Genomic DNA, 20,046 nt, shown 5'->3' with positions numbered 1-20,046 from the left:
GATTTCGTGGACGGAGGAAGACGCCTCAATCCTTCAGCGCGGAGCAGCCCATCATCTGCACCGACGCCGAACCGGCCGGCGCCTGGCCGCGGATCGCCGAGGCCATGGCGCCAGCCAGGCTGACCACGGCGCGCTGCTGCGCCGCGATCAGGCTGGGCACCTCGGAATCCGAGACCGCCTCGGTGACCACGCTGCGGCACAACAGGCCGGAGCCCTTCGTGTTGACCGGGCGTACTCGCCAGGTCGCATCCAGCTGCGCCATGCTGCCCGACACCAGCTCGAATCGCTGCACGTCCGTCTGCACGCGCCACACGGCCGCCCCGGGGCCGGGCTTGACCACCTGGACGTCCAGCGCGCCCAACTCACGCTTCAAGGCATCCGACAATGCGCCTCGCAGTTCATCGCCCAGCGGCGAACTCCAGCGCTCCGAATACAGCGCCGACACGCTGCCGTCGCCAGTGCGCACCATCAGCTGGGGCTGGTCGGCCTGGGTGGAGATGCTGACCGGCTGCACCTCGATCAGGAACGGCGCGGCGGCCACGGCGCCCGTGGCCGCCGGGGCCGCCGGCGATTGCAGGGTGTAGTAGTGGACCGGAGGCGAAGAGCCGCAAGCCGCCAGGGCGCCGGACAGCGCCAGAACAGCCAGCGCGGCGCGCAAATGCGGCGGCTTGCCGCGCTGGCCTATGACGGAAGCCCCCTTCGTCCGGGAAGAGTTCGCGCAGCGAGCGGATCGGATATTCATGGGTGTCTAGTTCCTGACGGGGCCGGAGCCGGGGATCGGGTCGGGTCCGCGGCCACGCAACAAGGCTTCGGGGTTGGATTGCAGGAAGTCCGCCAGCGCCCGCAGCGAACGCGCCGCGCGGCTCAGTTCCTGCATTGCCCTTTCCGTATTGACCGGCAAGGACGCATCGGAGGCCAGCAGCGAATTGATGTTGGCCATCGACTCCTTGGCCTGCTTGAGCATGTTCTGTGCTTCCGGCGCCACCTGCTTGTCCAGGCGGTTCATCAGTTTGGATGTGCTGGCCAGCGTGGTGCGCAGGTCTTCGCCGATCTTGTCGAACGGAATCTTCTCGATCTTGGCGACGATATTGCTGACCTGCTGCTGCAGCTGGTCCAGGTTGCCCGGCACCGTCGGGATGATGGCGGGGTCGGACATCTTGAACTCGACCGGCTTGGCGTTCGGGAAGTCGTCCAGCACCACATAGAGCTGGCCGGTGAGCAGATTGGCGGTGCGCAACTGCGCGCGCAGGCCATGCTTGACCATCACGCCCAGCAGCCGGCCACCCGCCACATCGCCGTCCTTGATCGCACGCTCGCGCACTTCGTCGTAGACGCGGCCCAGGCGTTCCGGATACAGCGTGGCGTCCACCAGCGAATAGAAGCGCTTGGAGACCGGATCGAAGTCCAGGTTGATCTGCGTGACGTTGCCCAGCGTGATGCCGCTGAAGTCGATCGGCGCGCCCACCGCCAGGCCGCGGATCGATTGGTCAAAGCGCATGCGGATCGGGAAGGCCTCGCCGTCCGGATTGGCCTTGGCTGCCGTTTCGGTGGGATACAGGTCGAAGTTCGAATCAGCCGCTGCCGCCGAACCGCCGTCCCGCGCCGTCTGCACCGGCTCGAAGGCCACGCCGCCCATCGCCATCGACACCAGCGACTGCGTGCGGACCTTCAAGCCGTCCGCGTTGACGCTGAAGTCCACGCCGCTGGCGTTCCAGAAGCGCGTGCCGTTGGTGACGAACCGGTCATTGGGCGCATCCACGAAGACCTCGACATTCACGGCGCTGCCGTCCTTGTCCAGGGCATAGCCGATCACGCGGCCGACAGTGATGCGGCGGAAGTACACCGGCGAACCGATATCCAGCGACCCCAGATCGGAGGCTTTCAGCATGAAGCGCTTGCCGGCACGGTCGTGGGTCACGGCGGGCGGAATTTCCAGGCCCTCGAAACTCAGCTTGGTGGCCCTGCTGGAATCGCCCTTGCCTTCCTCAGCGTCGACGCCGATATAGGCGCCCGACAGCAGGGTGCCCAGGCCCGACACGCCGCTCACGTCCAGGCGCGGCCGCACCACCCAGAAGTTGGTGCCCTCGCGGGCCAGATCCGAGACTTCCTTGGCCAGTTCGGCCCGCACGACCACTTTGCTGCGATCGGAATTGAAGCCGATGGATTTCACCGTGCCGATGTTCACGTCCTTGTAGCGAAGCTGGGTCTTGCCCACTTCCAGGCCTTCGGCGGTATTGAAGGAGATCGAGATGTCCGGCCCGGCCTGCATCCAGGTCCGCACGACCAGCGACATTCCCATCAGCGCCGCAACAACAGGCACCAGCCAGATCCATGAGATCCGACGCTTCTGCTTGCGGGAGATCGCAGGCGACGCGAACTTCTCTTCACCAGATCCGGGAGCTTGCTCGGACATCTACACTTCCTTTTTGTGGGCGGGACAACCGCCTTCCTGGGACCTGCTCAAACTGAAACGAGCCTCGAACCGGCCCTACCTCATTTCGTTGCCGGCGACAGGCGTCGGCTGACGCCGGACTTCCACCGGCGCTGATTCTATTTCACTCTGCCCTTCCAAGTCCCAGCTGCGGCGCAGATCGAAGCTCATGGCGGCCAGCATGGTCAGGATGACGACGACGCCAAACGCGGCGGCGCCCGCGCCCGCGCTGATTTCCATCAAGCCCTGGAAATCAGCCAGCGCCGCCAGCAATATAACGACAAAAACGTCCAGCATCGACCATTGGCCGATGAACTCCACCATTTGGTACAGACGGGTGCGGGGCCGCAGGTTGGTCGTGCTGCGCCACTGCTCCGTGAGCAGCAGCAGGATCAGCGCCAGCAGCTTGGTCAGCGGCACGGCCACGCTGGCGATGAACACGATCAGCGCGATATCCCAGGAACCCATTTGCCAGAGCTCCACCACGCCGCCCAGGATGGTATGGGCGCTATCGCCCAGCACGGAGCTCACCTGCATCACCGGCAGCACATTGGCGGGAATGTAGAACACCACGGCAGCCAGCAGCAGCGCCCAGGTCCGGGCCAGATGATCCGGCTTGCGGTAGTGCACCTGCGCTTCGCAGCGCACGCAGTGATGGTGTGCCTCGGGGTCGGCTTCGCGCGGCAGGGCTTGCACCTGCCCGCAAACATGGCAGCCGGTCAGGACCACGTCGGGCCCGCTCTCGGGCACATGCACGGGCACCACGCCGACCGTCTCCGCATAGCGCCACAGCACATGCGGCGACAGGCGGCCCAGGATGGTCAGGAAGATGGTCAAGACACCGAATGCGCCCAGCCCGATGCCTGGCAGCACCGCCGCCATGCCGGCCAGCTTGACCACCGCGACCAGGACGCCCAGCAGAAATACCGGCACCATGCACCAGGGCCGAAGCGCGCCCAGCAAACGCATGGCGCCACGGAAACCGACAGGCTCGCGGCCTTGCGACAAGGGGCCAAGCACCCAGAGCAGGACAGCCAGTTGCAACAAGGGCAGCACGAAACCCGCCAGGCCGGTCATCACCGCGACCACCCAGTGCCCCTGGCGCCAGGTGATGGAGATGGCATCCAGCAAGGAGGCTTGCTGGACCATGCCCTGCACGGACATCGATGCGACCGGATACGCGTTTGCCACCCCGAAGACGATCAGGGCGGAAATGGCGAGCGCCAGCCAATTGGACAAAGTAAGCCCGCTGTAGCGCCACAGTGTGGCACCGCAGCGGGCGCAATTGGCGGTCTCGTCAGGTTGGAGCTGATATCGGCGATAGATGCTCGCGCAGTGTTCGCACTCGATCAGCGGCTGGCGGTCCGCGGTCATTAGTCGACCAGTTCGACTTCCTGCTTGTCCGGCGCGTCCGACGAAGGCGGCTTGCCGCTGTCGTCGAAGTCCAGCGTAACCTTGCCCGCATCGTCCAGGTCGACCGTGACCGAGCCGCCGTCGACCAGCTTGCCGAACAGCAGCTCGTCGGCCAGCGCGCGCCGGATGGTGTCCTGGATAAGGCGTTGCATGGGACGCGCGCCCATGAGCGGGTCGAACCCCTCCTTGGCAAGATGTTCACGCAGGCGCGTGGTGAATACGGCTTCCACGCGGCGCTCGTGCAACTGGTCTTCCAGCTGCATGAGGAACTTGTCCACCACGCGCAGGATGACCTCGCGGTCCAGCGCTGCAAAGGGGATGATCGCGTCCAGGCGGTTGCGGAACTCGGGCGTGAACATGCGGCGGATTTCCGCCATTTCGTCGCCCACCATCCGCGAATTCGAAAACCCGATGGACGGACGGTTCAGCGTTTCCGCGCCGGCGTTGGTCGTCATGATGAGGATGACGTTGCGGAAGTCCGCCTTGCGGCCGTTGTTGTCCGTCAGCGTGCCGTGGTCCATGACCTGCAGCAGGATGTTGAAGACATCCGGATGGGCCTTCTCGATTTCATCGAGCAGCAGCACGCAGTGCGGCTGCTTGGTGATGGCTTCGGTCAGCAGACCGCCCTGGTCGAATCCCACGTATCCCGGAGGCGCGCCGATCAGGCGCGACACCGCGTGGCGTTCCATGTATTCCGACATGTCGAAGCGCAGCAGCTCCACCCCCAGCGTGAACGCCAGCTGGCGGGCCACTTCGGTCTTGCCCACGCCCGTGGGGCCGGAAAGCAGGAAGGCGCCGATCGGCTTTTCCGGCTTGCCCAGGCCCGAACGCGCCATCTTGATGGCGGCGGACAGCGCGTCGATGGCGCCGTCCTGGCCGAAGACCACGGTCTTCAGGTCACGGTCCAGGGTGGCGAGCTTGCTCCGGTCGTCGTTGGAGACGGACTGCGGCGGGATGCGCGCGATCTTGGACACGATGTTCTCGATGTCCACCTTGCCGATCACCTTCTTCTGGCGCGAACGCGGCAGCAGGCGCTGAGCGGCGCCGGCCTCGTCGATCACGTCGATCGCCTTGTCGGGCAGGTGACGGTCGTTGATGAAGCGGGCCGACAGCTCGGCTGCGGCCGACAGCGCGGCAGCCGAATAGCGCACGCTGTGGTGCTCTTCGAAGCGGCTCTTCAGGCCGCGCAGGATCTGCACGGTCTGTTCGATGCTGGGCTCGGGCACGTCGATCTTCTGGAACCGGCGCGACAGCGCGTGGTCCTTTTCGAAGACGCCGCGGTATTCGGTGTACGTGGTCGCGCCTATGCACTTGAGCTGCCCGGACGACAGCGCCGGCTTGAGCAGATTGGAAGCATCCAGCGTGCCGCCCGAGGCCGAACCGGCGCCGATCAGCGTATGGATTTCATCGATGAACAGAATGGCGTCGGGGTTGCCGCGGATCTGCTTGAGCACACCCTTCAGACGCTGTTCGAAATCGCCGCGGTACTTGGTGCCCGCAAGCAAGGCGCCCATGTCCAGGGAAAAGACCTGGGCGGCCTGCAGGATTTCAGGGACTTCGCCGCGCGTGATGCGCCAGGCCAGGCCTTCGGCGATGGCGGTCTTGCCCACGCCGGCCTCACCGACCAGCAGCGGGTTGTTCTTGCGGCGGCGGCACAGCACCTGGATGACGCGCTCGACTTCGTGCTCGCGCCCGATCAGGGGATCGATGCGGCCCGCGAGCGCGGCGGCGTTCAGGTCGGTGGCGTACTGATCCAGCGGCGACTGACGCGATTCGCCCTGCTCTTCACCATTGGGCTGCTGCTCTTTCTGCACGGCGGCGGACTCCACCTGCGGCTGTTTGGTAATGCCATGCGACAGGAAGTTGACGACATCCAACCGTGTCACGCCCTGCTGCTGCAGGTAGTACACGGCATGCGAATCCTTTTCGCCGAATATGGCCACCAGCACGTTCGCGCCGGTGACCGGCTTCTTGCCGGTGCCTCCCGCGGAAACATGCATGATCGCGCGCTGGATCACGCGCTGAAAGCCCAGCGTCGGTTGCGTGTCGACTTCGGCGCCGCTCGGGATCACCGGAGTGTTCTCCGAGACGAACTGGCGCAGGTTACGGCGCAAGTCATCCAGATTGGCGGCGCATGCGCGCAGGACCTCGACGGCCGAAGCGTTGTCGAGCAACGACAACAGCAGATGCTCGACGGTAATAAATTCGTGCCGGGCCGAACGGGCCTCGACGAAAGCCATATGCAGGCTGACTTCAAGCTCTTGGGAAATCACGCTTCCTCCGTAACGCATCGAAGCGGTCAAATACACGATTCATATTCTATGCCGATCATGGCGTAACGCCAGCGATTTCAAAAACCACACTGTCGTGGCGGCCATGCGTATCCATGACGGTAAGCGTATACCGGCCGTCTTGCGCCAGCACCAAATTAAACGGATGACCCGCCGCGCCATGACTTGCGACACGGCCATCGAGCATCCACCATACTTCGCCTTCGGCGCCTTGCACATCCACATCCAGCGCCACCTGCTGCCTGCCGGGCACGGGCCGAAGCACCGAGCCGTTAGCCACGCCGCCCAGCCGCAATGGCCCCTTGGTGGCATCGGCATAGCCGGCAAACGACGGCGGCGCCGTTTCATTGAGCGTCCATGCCGCGCGCTGCTCGGGACACACGCCCGATGGCACGCTGCCCAGCCTGTAGCCCAAGGGCCAGCAGGTCACGACCGCCTGCACCGTTTCGGGCCTGACGCGGACCTGCTGAGCCCCTTCAGGCAATGCCGCCACAATATCCTGCAGTAGCGGCGCCGCCACATTCGCACCGAAAAATCCCGGATTCGGCGTGCCGTCCGGACGTCCGACCCAGACTCCGATCGTCCATCTGTCGGTCACTCCGACCGCCCAGGCGTCCCGGAATCCGAAACTGGTTCCGGTTTTCCAGGCCAGTTGCCGGGCCGGACTGCCCGACTGATAGAACGGCCGGTCCGGGTGTCCGCCCCCTTCCAGGATATCGCGAACGATCCAGGCCGCGCCAGGACTCATCATACGGGACTCGACCATGGGCTGCTCCGCCCTGAGCCGAGGCCTTCCGGACAAACCGCCCCGGGCCAAAGCCCGGTATGCGCCGACCAGTTCTTCCAATGTGGTGCCGCCCCCGCCCAAAATCAAGCTCAAATTTGGTTCCGCACCGGCAGGCAAACGTAACTTCACGCCTCCCGCCAGCATAACCGAGGCAAAACTCACGGGTCCGACCCGGTCCAGCAGGTCCACGGCCGGCACATTCAGGGACCGCTGCAACGCCTGCGCCACACTGATCGGGCCGGAAAACGACGCCTGGAAATTGCCTGGCGCGTAGCCCCCGAACGACATGGGCGCATCGATCAGCAGGCTTTCGGAATGGATCAGGCCCTCGTCCAGCGCCTGGGCGTACAGGAACGGCTTGAGCGTGGAGCCCGGCGATCGCACGCCGCGCACCATGTCCACGTGCGCGTATCGGGTATCGTCGGAAAAATCCGCCGAGCCCGCGTAGGCCTTGATCTCCAGCGTGTCGTTATCCATCACCAGCACGGCCATCGAGACCTTGGGCGGCAGATTGTCGACACGATCCAGCAACATGCGCTCCACCGACGCCTGCATGTCGGCGTCCAGGGTTGACGTCACCAGCGGCGGACGGCTTCCCGGACGGCGCGCGGCCGACCGTCCCCCCGCTTCCAGCAACAGCCGTTGCGCGGCCAGCGGCGCCAGCCAGCGCGCCCGCAGCGGCGGGGCGATCACCGTCTCGATCTTGGCGTCGGCCACCTCGGCCGGCGTCCAGCGGCCCAGCTCCACCATGCGGTCCAGCACCTTGTCGCGCGCGGCCTGCGCGGCCTCGGGATGGCGGTCGGGGCGCAGGCGCGAGGGCGCCTGCGGCAAGGCCGTCAGCATGGCGGCCTCGGCCGGGCCCAGGTCGCGGGCCGGCTTGCCCAGCCACAGCCGCGAGCCCATCTCCACCCCTTCCACGATGCCGCCCATCGGCGCATGGGTCAGGTACAGCGACAGGATCTCGTCCTTGCTGTAGTGCATTTCCAGCTGCACGGCGCGCCAGGCCTGGCGCAACTTCGCGGACATCGAGCGCGACGGCTTGCCGGCCAGTTGCGGATCGATCAGCCGGGCGACCTGCATGGTCAGGGTCGATCCGCCAGACACGATCCTGCGATTGGTGGCCCATTGCCAGCCGGCGCGCGCAAGCGCCACCGGGTTCACCCCAGGGTGCCAGTAGAACCAGCGGTCCTCATACGTCAGCAGCGTTTCCAGATAGTGTCCGGAAACCTGATCCGGCTTGACGGGGTAGCGCCAGATGCCGTCGCGGCTAGGGTAGTTGCGCAGCGGCGTGCCATCGGCGGCCACGACGACCGCCGCCCCGCCCGAATCGATGGGGGGCAGCGGATAAAGGCGGTCCAGCGCGAATAACAACGCGGCCAGCGCTGACAACGCGCTGGCCGCGAGAATTCCGCGCCGCCGCCAGCGGCGGGCGCGCGAGGCGCCCGCCACGGGAGTGGCGCCGGGGTTCAAGGACGCTTGGCGCCGCGATCGCGGATTTCGACCGTACTCCATTGCTCACCCACGCCGCGGATTTCAGGACGATACATATCCTCGGCCACCGTCGACGGCACCGCATAGCGGCCCGGCGTCACGACACGCACCAGATAGAACACGTCCACCTTGCCGCGGCCCAGCGATACCGCGGCCACATAGCGGTCGTCGCGGAACTCGCGGTGCTTGATGTTGGAATCCGACATGGCTTCGGCCACGCGGCGCCCGCCAATCGTCCATTCCTGCATCTCGGGACTCTGCGACAGGTTCAGGTTCTCGACTTCGAAGCCGGCCGGCACGCGGTCCACCAACAGCCCGTCAGGGATGTTCTGGTTGGCGCTGGCCTGCACCCAGACCACCAGCATATCGCCGGTCTGCAGCGTGCCGCCATCCCAGGGACGGCCGTCCGGACGGTACCAGCCGCGCTTGAGCTGGATCACGTCGTTGCGCGGCGCGGGCGTCGCGGTCGGGCTGCCCTGGATGTCGTACTCGACGAACAGGGACTGGCTGCCGGTGTTCTGCAGCTGCGTGCCCGCCAGTTCGGCCGCCGTCAGCGAGACGGTCTGGTCGCTCTTGCCGCCGGCGAGCGGCTTGCGCACGCCATTGACCGTGAGCGTGGCTTCCCAGGGCGTGCCCTTGTCGCCGCCGACTGCCCTGGCGGCCAGCAGCAGCGCCATCTGTTCCTGCGTGGACAGATAGGAACGGTTGCCCAGGCGGCCCGCCAGTTGCGTCAGCAGGGTCTCGCTGCGGTCGTGGCGAAGCTCGTACTGGTTGACCAGCGCATAGGCCAGCGCGTAGTCGCGCACGCTGCTGCCGTAGTCGCCCATCCATTCGTCGTAGTAGGCGCTGCTCCTATTGTTGACGTTGATGCCGTAGGCGCGCGTCATGGCCAGGTCAAGCGCCTGCTTCATGCGCCCTTCATCGCCCATCAGCTTGAAAGCAGCTGCCAGCTGCACCAGCGGCAGCGGCGAACGCGCGCGTTCCTGGTAGTTATCGAAGAGCTGGCGGACGGTCGACAACGGCGCCTTCTTGTCGCGCGCCAATGCCAGCGCGGCGGTGGCTAGGCCGGCAAAGCGGCGGTGGTCTTCGCGCAGCACGTTGGCATCGCTGCTGTCGATACGGCCCGCATCGACGTTGCGGCGCAAGTTGGCCGACCACGTGCCGAATCCGCCGGTGCTCTGCTGCACCTGCTCAAGCAGCCACTGGCGCGAACGGTCAAGCGACGCCTCCGGCACCTCAAAGCCCTTGTCGCGCGCATCCTGCATGAAGCCCACGGCATAGGCCGTCAGCCAAACATCGCGGGACGACGAACCGCTCCAGAGGTTGTAGGACCCCACGGAGTTGCGCATGCCGGACAGGCGGCCGATCGCGCCGGCAACCTTGGCGGCACGTTCCGCCTGAGTGCGCGGCTTCAAGCCGAACTGCTTGGCGGCGTCCTCGTCGAGCATCACCCACGGCATGGTCGCGCTGATGGTCTGCTCGGTGCATCCATAGGGATAGTTGAGCAGCCCTTCGACCAGGCGGTTGACGTTGAACGGCGGACGATTCGACACGGTCATGCTGACGGTCGTGGAATCCGGATAGTAGGACGCCACCCACGACGCCTGCGGCGACTGCGACTCGCCCGGGTTCAGGCGCAGACGGCGCACCTGGCGCTCGGCCGCGTAGGCCGGCTGCACCTGCAGCACCGATTCGCGCACGATATGCACCGGCTTGCCGCCACCCTGCCCGTCCACGGTCAGGCGCATCAGGCCCAGGCCATACGAGCCGGTCGTCGTCGCATTAAAGCGCAGCGTCGCCCGTTGCTTGTCCTTCAGCGTGATGGTGCGCACGCCATCCACGATGGCCAGCGGATCCAGGGCTTCCAGCTTGATCGACACCTTCTGCTCGGCGCCGCTCAGGTTGGTCACGTCCAGCGCGATCGCGGCCTGGTCGCCCGGCGTGATGAAGCGCGGGGTATTGAGTTCCGCCACGATCGGAGCCGCCACCACCATTTCGGTGTCGGTGCTGCCGTAGTTGTCGGGCGTGAACGCCACCGCCATCAGGCGCAGCGTGCCATTGAAGTCGGGCAGATCCAGCGGGATGTCCGCCTCGCCCTGCGCGTTGAGCGTCACCGGGCCGGAGAACAGGTCGACCAGCTTGACCTTCTTCGGCAGGCTCTTGCTGTCGCCGCGCATCGCGGCGTCGCCGCCCCACTTCAGCTTGCCCTTGGTGCCGTCCATCTTCTCGATCAGCTTGCCGTACATGTCCAGCAATTCGGGCGCGTAGCGGTGCTTGCCGAAGAAGTAGTCCAACGGATCCGGCGTAGCGTACTGGTTGATGTTCAGGATGCCCACATCCACGGCGGACAGTGTCACCGTGGCCTGCTTGCCCTGGGCGCCGTCGACCTTGACGCGCACGGTCGTCTTGGTCTCGGGTTCGACCTTGGGCGCAGCGGTCAGCTTGACGTCCAGCTTGCGGTCGGCGCTGGCGATCGGCAGGAAGGTCAGGCCCAGCGCGCGCGCCGGGGTGACGCGGTCGCCTTCGCTGCCAGGACGGAACACCGCCGCGGCAACGTACAGGTCGTGGCGCTTCCAGCTCTTGTCGACCGGAATCTCGACCTCGGTGCCCGTCGCCTTCACGGCAACCCAGGTGGACCACAGCATGCGGTCGCCTTCGACGGTGATCAACGCCTGGCCGTCGTGCGGCGGCGTGAGCGTCAGCTTGACGCTGTCGCCCGGCTTGGCCGGCACGCCTTCCAGCTTCATCTGCACGCGGTCCGGACGGTTGCCCATGGCATCGGCGTCCTGCGCGTTCCAGCCCGCATAGAAGCGGTAGCGCATCGTTTCGCCGGTTTCCGGATCGGCGATTTCCAGGCGGTAACGGCCCCACTTGACCGGCACGGTCAGCTGGGAGCGGTCGTTCAGCGCGATCTCGCGCGAATCCAGCAGCTCCTCGGTTTCCGTATAGCCGCTGTTCCAGCCGCGCTGGTCGTCAAACCGCCAGTAGTACTGGCGATCTTCACGGAACAGGCGCATCTGGGCCTGGGCCAGCGGTTCGATCTTGCCTTGCGCATTCACGCGGATCACTTCGAAGCCGGCGGGCGCGCCTTCGCGGGCCACGTCGCTGTCGAACTGCGGACGCACGGCGATCAGCTTGGCGGCGGGCCAGACGCTGCGCTCGATCGAACGCACCACCGGACGGCCGCCGGATTCCAGCAGGCTGGCCGATACCCTCACCTTCATGGGTGAATGCGTGCCGCCCGTGTTCGGGTTGATTTCCAGCTGCGCGTAACCCTTGTCGTCCAGCGCCGTCTCGGGCAATTCGCCAAAGCTGCGGCGCGTATCGTCGGCCACATCGCCAAAGATGAAGCCGGGCCATTGCTGGGCCAGCGCATAACGGTCACGCTTGACCTGGAAGGTGGACAAGAGGCGATTGCCCGCCGCAGGCGCGCCGTAGAGATAGTCGCCCTGCACATCCACCGTCAGTTCATCGTCCGGCGACAGCACGTCCTGCTCGGACGTCAAGGCCATCTTCATGCGTTCAGGCAGGAATTCCTCGACCTGGAACTTCCAGGAAGCGTCCGGCGCGCGCGACGCCGGGTCCACGCGCAGCTCCAGCAGCCACGAACCGGTCTGGGCATCGAGCGGCAGATCGATCGCGCGCTCGACATAGCCCGGCAGGTCCTTCTTGGGCTGCCACAGCGCGGTCTGCACGGTGCGGCCATCGGGGCGCTTCAGGGTGGCGGTCAAGGGCGACGGCGCCAGCACACGTCCGTCCAGGTCGCGCGGCAACACCGACACATTGAAGGTCTCACCGGGGCGGTACAGATTGCGGCCGGCGTAGACAAAAAGATTATTGGGGCGCGAGGCATGACCGCCGGTGTCGAACTCGGACAGGTCCAGGGCCGGTTCGGCCAGCGCCAGAACCGTCATTTCCTTGTCGCGCGATGCGCGGATGACGCGCGCATTGGCAAAGCTGCCGTCAAAGCGGACGTGGCCCTGCGCATCGGCGGCCGCCTTGGCCAGCGATTTACCGGCGCCATCCACCAGCTCGAACACCGCGCCGGAGATCGCCTGGCCGGACTTCAGGGACACCGAATAGGCTTCGATGCGGTCGCTGTAGCGGCGCGCATGCAGCCCGATGTCGCTGACGTAGAAATACGTGACTTGATATTCGTAGCGGAAACGGCCGGGCTGGCTCATGACCGCGATATAGATGCCGGGCTCCTGCAGTTCCTTGACGCCTTCGACCGGCAGGAACGTGACATGGCGGCGGTTGGGCTTCTCATCGGTGACGAAGCGGCCCTGGTAGACGCTGGTCGTCAGCGAGTTCAGGCGATCCAGGTCCCAGTTGCTGACCGATCCCTTCAGGCTGCGGTTGTCGGAATAGCGCCAGCCGTCGTCTTCGTCATAGCCGCCACTGTCCTCGTCTTCGGAGGCAGGGCTGGTGTTGCGGCCGATGCCCAGAACCGTTTCAAACAACTCGGGCACCCGCTCGGGGGACACGCGCAGGAACTGCACGTCGACCTCGGGGACGTTCACCGTGGCCACCGGCAGGCCGCCATTCTGGCCGGCCGGCAGCACCACGCCGCGGCTGGCGAAATAGAACGATGGCGGCATGGCCTGCGTATTCACCTCGCAGTGCGATCCTTCGGCCAGCTTGACCTTGTCGCCCGCGCCAGGCAGGCCCGCACGCACCGTGATGGCGTACTTGCGCTGCGGGGAAACATAGGGGAAATAGACCATGCGCGGGTTTTCACCCACGACCCAGTTGCCCTTTACGATCTTGCCCTGGGGCGCGGAATCGCCCGGTTTCACCGAGGCAGGCTGGTCGCCGGACGACGCGGCGGATTCGCTGCCTTCGTCGGCCTTGCCTGAGGTGGCGCCGGTATCGGTGACCTGCAGGAAGCTGTCCAGGTTGGTCTTGGCATCCACCGGCTGCGTGAACGTGACGGACAGCGCCAGCGCGTCATTGTATTGGCGCGGCTGGCAGGTCAGCGCGGCAAAGGGATCGGCCGCGCCGACCACCGCGCTGGCGGGCAGCGCTGGCGGGGTGTTGCTGGCCGCGGGCGTGGCCGTGCCGGCCGCCGTTTGCGTAGATGGCACGGGGATCGGGGTCGCCGGCTGCCGGTCCTTGCCCATCCACCAGCCTACGCCGATGGCGCCCGCCAACACTGCGACACTGGCAACCGCCAGCCAGGTCTTGCTGATCTTTCCACTCACGGCCAACCTCCCCGCCTACTCGAATGCAACGCTCCTTAGCGGCGGAGCTGCCGACCCGACACGCGCCGCGCGCTTCTCGGTACGCGGCTAGAGCCTGTTCACCCTGAAACCCGGAATAGAATGGGCGTCACAACGCCGCCATTGCTGGCGGCGCCGTCTTTGCTGAAGTCAAACCGGTTCCATCACGCATTGAAGCGGGTGCTGGCGCGCCCGCGCATACTGCCCGACCTGGGCGATACGTGTGGCGGCGAGGTCGCGGGGATATACCCCGCATACGCCGCGCCCTTCGTGATGCACCTGCAACATGATCCGCGTCGCCTCTTCCTGATTCTTATTGAAGAATTTCTGCAGCACTTTCACGACGAACTCCATTGGGGTGTAGTCGTCATTCAGCAACAACACCTGGTACATCGGAGGAGGCGCAGCGCGAGCCGATGCCTTCTCCACGACCAAATCATGCTGGGTATCCAAGGTAGAACTCATAGGGCGGGTATTCTATTTAAACGGGGGACGGCAACCACTCAACTTACTAAGATTTACACGCGGAAATACGTAGTATCCATACTTGACGGAGCGAAGAAAAGCGGCGCATTATCCACGCATTCTGGGGTTTTCAATTCATCGAAAATCTGCCAGGAAGCCGGAGGGGGGACAGGGGTCTAGGCCGCATTGCCCTTCTGTCAACATACGATTCAATGAGGCAGGCCGCATGTCTGATACGACCGCAACCGCCGTCCAAGGGGACAATCCCAAATCGACGGGCACCGTCAAATGGTTCAACGATGCAAAGGGGTTCGGCTTCATTACGCCCGACGACGGCGGTGAAGATCTGTTCGCCCATTTCTCGTCCATCCAGATGAATGGGTTTAAAACCCTGAAGGAAGGCCAGAAAGTCGCCTTCGAGATTATTCAGGGGCCTAAAGGCAAACAGGCGCTCAATATCACAGCTGCCTGAGTTACCCTTTAAAGCGCAACGGTAAGGTTGCGCCATTATCCAGGCGGGGCTTTCGGGCCCCGCCTTGTTATTTTCTTATTACTCCGCCGGGCCATGCTGAAGAATACCGTTTTGTTTCCCGCTGTTCATACGTTGTTCAAAACAGCGATCATTAAAGCAGCATCGCTGAGGGCAGCCTCGGCGGCAACCATCGCCGGAGCATTGGCCGCCGCGGCCTTCGCCCTGCCCTTGCCCGCCAGCGCGCAGAACCAGACCGGCCCACAGCCCGCCTTGCGCACCACGCAGCTGTCGGCCGGCATCCATATTATCCGCGCAGAAGTCGCCGACACGGAAGCCACCCGCCGCGACGGCCTGATGTTCCGCAAGGAGCTCCCGGGCAACGACGGCATGCTGTTCGTGTTCGAACAACCTGACGTGCAATGCTTCTGGATGCGCAATACGCTGCTGCCGCTCTCGATTGCCTTTATCGCCGACGACGGCACGATCGTCAACATCGAAGACATGGCGCCGCAGACCGAAGACCCGCATTGCGCCAAGAAGCCGGTGCGCTACGCCCTGGAAATGGCCCAAGGCTGGTTCAACGAGCACGGCATCAAGACCGGCAAAAAGCTCGACGGCCTGCCCTGAGCTTACGCCCGGGGCCCCAGCCGCCCTCTTCCGTATGAACAAAGGGAGCCTGCGAAGGCTCCCTTTTCATTCCCGCGCCCTTAAGGCGGCAGGGTGAACGGCGTTTAGACGCGTTCGATGATCAGTGCGATGCCCTGGCCGACGCCAATGCACATGGTGCACAGCGCGTAGCGGCCGCCGGTGCGATGCAGCTGGTTGATCGCGGTCGTGGCCAGGCGCGCGCCGCTGGCGCCCAAGGGGTGGCCCAGGGCGATCGCGCCGCCGTTGGGGTTCACACGCGGATCGTTGTCGGCGATGCCAAGCTGGCGCAGCACGGCCAGGCCCTGGGCGGCAAACGCTTCGTTCAGCTCGATCACGTCCATCTGATCCAGCGTCAGGCCGGTCTGGGCCAGCACCTTCAGCGTGGCGGGAGCCGGGCCGATGCCCATGATGCGCGGCGCAACGCCTGCGGTCGCCATGCCGACCACGCGCGCGCGCGGGGTCAGGCCGTGGCGGGCGGCGGCCTTTTCATCGGCCAGCAGCAGCGCGGCGGCGCCGTCGTTCACGCCCGACGCGTTGCCGGCCGTGACGCTGCCGCCTTCGCGAACCACGCCCTTGAGCTTGGCCAGCGATTCCAGCGTGGTTTCACGCGGGTGCTCGTCCTTGGAAACGATGATGGGATCGCCCTTCTTCTGAGCGATCGACACGGGCACGATCTCGGTGTCGAAGAAACCTGCCTTCTGGGCCAGCGCCGTCTTTTGCTGGCTGGCCAGCGCGAACAGATCCTGGTCGGCGCGGCTGATGTTGAAATCGTCGGCGACGTTCTCGGCCGTCTCGGGCATCGAGTCCACGCCGTACTGCGCCTTCATCAGCTTGTTGACGAAGCGCCAGCCGATCGTGGTGTCATAGATGGCGGCGCTGCGCGAGAACGCGCTGTCGGCCTTGCCCATGACGAAAGGCGCGCGGCTCATGCTTTCCACGCCGCCAGCCAGCATCAGGCCGGCTTCGCCGGCGCGGATCGCGCGCGCGGCGCCGCCGATGGCGTCCAGGCCCGAACCGCACAGGCGGTTGACCGTGGCGCCGGGCACTTCGATCGGCAGGCCCGCCAGCAGCGTGGCCATGCGGGCCACGTTGCGGTTGTCTTCACCGGCCTGGTTGGCGCAGCCCATGATGGCGTCGTCCAGCTCTTCCCAGCGCACGCCGGGATTGCGCGCCACCAGCGCCTTGATGGCTACGGCAGCCAGATCGTCGGGACGCACGGAAGCCAGCGCGCCGCCATAGCGGCCGAAGGGAGTACGGATCGCATCACAGATAAAGGCATTCACGGTCATGGGAAGCTCGGAGTCAAGTGAGGAAAATCGGATCGACTGATCTTAACGCAGCGCTTTCGCGCCAAGTTGGTGCATCGCGGGGATGTCCGCAGCACGGACAGTGTCCAGTAGACGTTCACCTCGGCCCGCGCGTAACTCGCACGCAATCAGGCGCCGATACGCGATATCAGTGCGCGCCGGCCTTGGCGGCGCGGCCGGCATCCACGATGGCCTGTCGGCGGAATCGCCCTGCCGCCAGGTGATAGAAGGGCTGCGGGCAGAACTGGCGCGACACGCCGGAAGCCAGCAGGGACCCCACCAGCAGCCAGAACAGCATGGGCTGGCTGCCCGTCATTTCCATCACCACGACGCTGGCCGTCAGCGGGGCCTGCGTGGCCGCGGCCAGGAAGGCGGCCATCGACACCAGGACGAGCACGCGCTGGTCGACTCCCTCGCCCGCGAGTTGCCAGATGTGGTGGCCGATGCCCGCGCCGGTGGTCAGCGCCGGGGTGAAGATGCCACCGGGGATGCCCGCCCAATACGACGCGACGGTGGCCGCAAGCTTGGCCAGCCCGAAGCCGGCCGGCACCGAATCCTTGCCGTCCAGCAGGTCCGCCGCCGCGGCATAGCCGGTGCCATAGACGCTGCCGGCGGTGCACAGGCCGATCACGGCCAACGCCAGGCCCATGATGAAGGCGGTCCAGATGGGATGGGCGCGAATCCAGGCACGCCAAGACGGCGGCGCCGCGCCCACCGGCCCCTCGCCCAGCAGGCGGGCGAAGATTCCGCCCAGCGCGCCATTGAGCGCGCCGCAGATCACGATCCACATCACCATGTTGTGCGCTAGCGGCGCGCCGCCGAACACGCCGAAATAGGGATTGTTGCCCATGACCGCCACCACCAGAAAGCCTGCGGCCAGCACGCCGATCAGCACCAGCCGCTGCCAGCGCAGCACGGTGCCGCGTCCGAGTTCCTCGATGGCGAAGATGACGCCGGCCAGCGGCGCATTGAAAGCGGCCGCCAGGCCGCCCGCGGCGCCGGCGGCGATCAGCTCATTGGCATGGAAGCCGCGCAGTTGCACGCCGCGCCGCTTCCAGAATTCGCCCCAGGCGAGCATGAGCGCGGCGCCGACCTGCACCGACGGCCCTTCGCGGCCAATCGAGGCGCCGGCCAGCATGCCGAAAAATGCCAGGGGAATCTTCCACAGCGTCTGCGCCAGCGACACCAGGCTGTTCTGGCTGGGGCCGGGAGGCAGGGACAGCGCGCCTATGACTTGGGGGATGCCGCTACCCGCCGCATTGGGCGCATAGCGCAGGGTCAGCCAGCGCAGGGCGGCCAGGCCGAAGGGCATCACGAGCAGCGCCAGCCAGCCGTTGTAGGACACCCATTGGCGGTTCCAGGCCAACGCCTTGTCCGCCAGGTAGGTAAAGCCCAGCGACATCAGCGCCACCAGGGCGGCCCCGCCGAGCAACAGCCCCAGCTGCATGCTCTTGCGCGACAGGCGATTGATCTGGCGCACCTTGCGGCGCGCCAGCCGGCGGGAGCGGGCGATGACTCGGCGTACGGGGTCGGGCAATCTCATGGGCGGCGCGCAGGCGGCTGGAGGTGGCTAACCTTACCACCCCCGCCGGTCAGAATGCCGACCAGTCGTCCTCCGAGGCGCGCGCCAGGGCGGGCCGAGCCTGCGCCGGCCGTGCCGTGGATGCGATCGGCTTTCTTCCCGCCGCGGGCGAGGCCGGCATCAGCCGGGCCTGCGCTTCGCGAGCCGAACCGCCGCCTGCGTCCACCTTGAAGCGGCGCACTTCCTGCGCCAGGCGACCAGCCTGCTCCTGCATGCTGGCTGCTGCCGCGGCCGCTTCTTCGACCAGCGCGGCGTTCTGCTGCGTCACGGTGTCCATCTGCGCCACGGCCTGGTTGACCTGGCCGATACCGGACGACTGCTCTTCCGAAGCGCTGGCGATCTCGCGCACCAGGGTGGCGACCTGGCGCACGCTGTCCACCACTTCGCGCATCGTGCGGCCGGCCTCGTCGACCTGGCGCGTGCCGCCTTCGACGCGCGTGACGGATTCGTCGATCAAGGCCTTGATTTCCTTGGCGGCCACCGCCGAGCGTTGCGCCAAGGTGCGCACTTCGCCGGCGACGACGGCGAAGCCACGGCCCTGCTCGCCGGCGCGCGCCGCTTCCACGGCGGCGTTGAGCGCCAGGATATTGGTCTGGAAGGCGATGCCGTCGATCACGCCCGTGATATCGGCGATACGGCGCGAACTGTCGGAGATCGCGCTCATGGTCTGGACCACGCCTTCGACCACCTCGCCGCCGCGCACGGCGACGCTGGACGCCTGGCTGACCAGGCGGTCGGCCTCGCTGGCGTTGTTGGCGTTCTGCTGCACGGTGCTGGTCAGCTCTTCCATCGATGCGGCGGTCTCTTCCAGCGACGAGGCCTGCGCTTCGGTGCGCTGCGAAAGATCGGAATTGCCCTGGGCGATCTGCGACGACGCCGAGGCGATGCTCTCGCAACCGTCGCGCACGTCCTTGACGATGCGGGCCAGGCTTTCGTTCATGGCCTTGAGCGCGCCCATCAGGTCGCCGGTTTCATCGCGCGTGGCGACCTGGATGTCCGTGGTCAGGTCGCCCGCGGCCACCTGGCGCGCGGCCTTGACCGCCTGGTCCAGCGGACGGACGATGCCGCGCGTGACCAGCCAGCCCAGCAGCATGCCGATGACCACGCCCATCACCGCCAGGAAGATCATGACGGCGCGGACCGTGACGTAAAGATCCGTGCCTTCCTGCACGGACTGCGCGGCGGTCTTCTCCTTGCCCACCGCCAGGCTCGTCATCAGGTCGTCGAGCTTCTGCGACGACGTGACCACGCGCTTGTCGATCTCGGCCACGCGCGGATCGCTCTGCGCCAGCGATTGCGACTGGGCCGCCTCGAAGAACGCCGCGGATTCGCGCTTCCAGATCTGTTCGGTTTCCGCGAACTGCGCCAGCAGGCGCTTGCCTTCGTCCGCGTAGAAATTCGCGCTGGCCTTTTCGCGCAGCGCGTCCATGTTCTTGACCGCATCGTCGAACTGCTTGCGCAGCGCCTTGCGCTCCTGGTCCGTGGACGCGGCCAGATAGGCGTTGCGCGCACGGCCCGCGTAGATCAGATTGATATTGGCTTCTTTCATGTCCGAGATGCCGCGCAGCTCGGTATCGTAAAGCCGGTCGTTCATTTCATTGATGCGAGCCAGCCCCCAGACGCCAAAGGCCCCGATCGCACCGCCTATCACCGCCACCAGCAAAAACGCACCCGTCAGGCGAGCGCCTATGCGCAACCCCGAAAATAACCGCAACATGCTTCCCTTCCCTGTAATTACCCCGGTTTATGGCGGCATGCCGCGGTCGTGGGCCCCGTGGTTCAGTCGCAGACCGGGGCCAACGATAGCGGGCCGATTTCCTAGGGATAACCCTAAAAAAAAGCCTGTTCACGCGTCACTTCGCGGCAATGGAATCGACAATCGACAGGGTTTTTTGGAAGCTGAATTCTTGCCGGACAAAAAGAAAACCCCTCGCAAT

General features: G+C 65.8%; 12 protein-coding genes. 2 read left to right on the top strand and 10 right to left on the bottom strand.

Annotated features, from left to right (window positions below):
* Positions 1-25 precede the first annotated feature (25 nt).
* The 7 genes from HLG70_RS03335 to clpS form a co-directional block, all read right to left on the bottom strand.
* Positions 26-742: a PqiC family protein gene (locus HLG70_RS03335; protein ID WP_419144792.1), complete on the bottom strand. Its 717-nt coding sequence runs from the start codon at positions 740-742 to the stop codon at positions 26-28.
* Between the two features lie 6 nt (positions 743-748).
* Entirely contained in the window at positions 749-2,413 is a 1,665-nt protein-coding gene (locus tag HLG70_RS03330) for an intermembrane transport protein PqiB (protein ID WP_171665157.1), read from the bottom strand.
* 75 nt (positions 2,414-2,488) lie between these two features.
* Entirely contained in the window at positions 2,489-3,805 is a 1,317-nt protein-coding gene (locus HLG70_RS03325) for a paraquat-inducible protein A (protein ID WP_171665158.1), read from the bottom strand.
* Complete coding sequence (gene clpA, locus HLG70_RS03320) at positions 3,805-6,117, bottom strand: ATP-dependent Clp protease ATP-binding subunit ClpA (protein WP_171665159.1); 2,313 nt, start codon at positions 6,115-6,117, stop codon at positions 3,805-3,807. The genes HLG70_RS03325 and clpA overlap by 1 nt, the downstream gene beginning before the upstream one ends.
* 55 nt (positions 6,118-6,172) lie before the next feature.
* Complete coding sequence (pbpC, locus tag HLG70_RS03315; protein ID WP_171665160.1) at positions 6,173-8,392, bottom strand: penicillin-binding protein 1C; 2,220 nt, start codon at positions 8,390-8,392, stop codon at positions 6,173-6,175.
* Complete coding sequence (locus HLG70_RS03310; RefSeq protein WP_234103477.1) at positions 8,389-13,536, bottom strand: alpha-2-macroglobulin family protein; 5,148 nt, start codon at positions 13,534-13,536, stop codon at positions 8,389-8,391. The genes pbpC and HLG70_RS03310 overlap by 4 nt, the downstream gene beginning before the upstream one ends.
* 249 nt (positions 13,537-13,785) lie before the next feature.
* Entirely contained in the window at positions 13,786-14,100 is a 315-nt protein-coding gene (clpS, locus tag HLG70_RS03305) for an ATP-dependent Clp protease adapter ClpS (protein ID WP_057282568.1), read from the bottom strand.
* A gap of 226 nt (positions 14,101-14,326) precedes the next feature.
* On the opposite strand from clpS, the gene HLG70_RS03300 reads away from it, so the two are divergent.
* Together HLG70_RS03300 and HLG70_RS03295 are read left to right on the top strand one after the other, a co-directional pair.
* Positions 14,327-14,572 (top strand): cold-shock protein, encoded by a 246-nt coding sequence (locus HLG70_RS03300; RefSeq protein WP_006220277.1) that lies wholly within the window; start codon positions 14,327-14,329, stop codon positions 14,570-14,572.
* A gap of 93 nt (positions 14,573-14,665) precedes the next feature.
* Positions 14,666-15,199, top strand: a complete 534-nt coding sequence (locus HLG70_RS03295) for a DUF192 domain-containing protein (RefSeq protein WP_171665162.1) — start codon at positions 14,666-14,668, stop codon at positions 15,197-15,199.
* A gap of 104 nt (positions 15,200-15,303) precedes the next feature.
* Here the strand turns inward: HLG70_RS03295 and pcaF are convergent, their stop codons facing one another.
* From pcaF to HLG70_RS03280, 3 genes are all read right to left on the bottom strand, one after another.
* On the bottom strand, positions 15,304-16,509 hold the full coding sequence (gene pcaF / locus HLG70_RS03290) for a 3-oxoadipyl-CoA thiolase (protein WP_171665163.1): 1,206 nt from the start codon (positions 16,507-16,509) through the stop codon (positions 15,304-15,306).
* A 166-nt stretch (positions 16,510-16,675) separates the two neighbouring features.
* Positions 16,676-18,070, bottom strand: coding sequence for a chloride channel protein (locus tag HLG70_RS03285; protein ID WP_171665164.1), 1,395 nt, complete (start codon positions 18,068-18,070; stop codon positions 16,676-16,678).
* A 49-nt stretch (positions 18,071-18,119) separates the two neighbouring features.
* Positions 18,120-19,826, bottom strand: a complete 1,707-nt coding sequence (locus HLG70_RS03280) for a methyl-accepting chemotaxis protein (RefSeq protein ID WP_171665165.1) — start codon at positions 19,824-19,826, stop codon at positions 18,120-18,122.
* Positions 19,827-20,046 lie beyond the last annotated feature (220 nt).

Origin of the sequence: Achromobacter deleyi (assembly GCF_013116765.2) — a bacterium.
GTDB lineage: Bacteria > Pseudomonadota > Gammaproteobacteria > Burkholderiales > Burkholderiaceae_B > Achromobacter > Achromobacter deleyi_A.
The sequence above is the reverse complement of the archived record's forward strand: the minus strand, read 5'-3'. Positions and strand labels throughout refer to the sequence as shown.

Bases quoted from the DNA above. Each gene is read 5' to 3' on its own strand.
- HLG70_RS03330 (WP_171665157.1), bottom strand. From the start codon at position 2,413: ATGTCCGAGCAAGCTCCCGGATCTGGTGAAGAGAAGTTCGCGTCGCCT.
- clpS (WP_057282568.1), bottom strand. From the start codon at position 14,100: ATGAGTTCTACCTTGGATACCCAGCATGATTTGGTCGTGGAGAAGGCA.
- HLG70_RS03285 (WP_171665164.1), bottom strand. From the start codon at position 18,070: ATGAGATTGCCCGACCCCGTACGCCGAGTCATCGCCCGCTCCCGCCGG.
- HLG70_RS03310 (WP_234103477.1), bottom strand. From the start codon at position 13,536: ATGGGCAAGGACCGGCAGCCGGCGACCCCGATCCCCGTGCCATCTACG.
- HLG70_RS03280 (WP_171665165.1), bottom strand. From the start codon at position 19,826: ATGTTGCGGTTATTTTCGGGGTTGCGCATAGGCGCTCGCCTGACGGGT.
- HLG70_RS03295 (WP_171665162.1), top strand. From the start codon at position 14,666: ATGCTGAAGAATACCGTTTTGTTTCCCGCTGTTCATACGTTGTTCAAA.
- pcaF (WP_171665163.1), bottom strand. From the start codon at position 16,509: ATGACCGTGAATGCCTTTATCTGTGATGCGATCCGTACTCCCTTCGGC.
- HLG70_RS03335 (WP_419144792.1), bottom strand. From the start codon at position 742: ATGAATATCCGATCCGCTCGCTGCGCGAACTCTTCCCGGACGAAGGGG.
- HLG70_RS03300 (WP_006220277.1), top strand. From the start codon at position 14,327: ATGTCTGATACGACCGCAACCGCCGTCCAAGGGGACAATCCCAAATCG.
- HLG70_RS03325 (WP_171665158.1), bottom strand. From the start codon at position 3,805: ATGACCGCGGACCGCCAGCCGCTGATCGAGTGCGAACACTGCGCGAGC.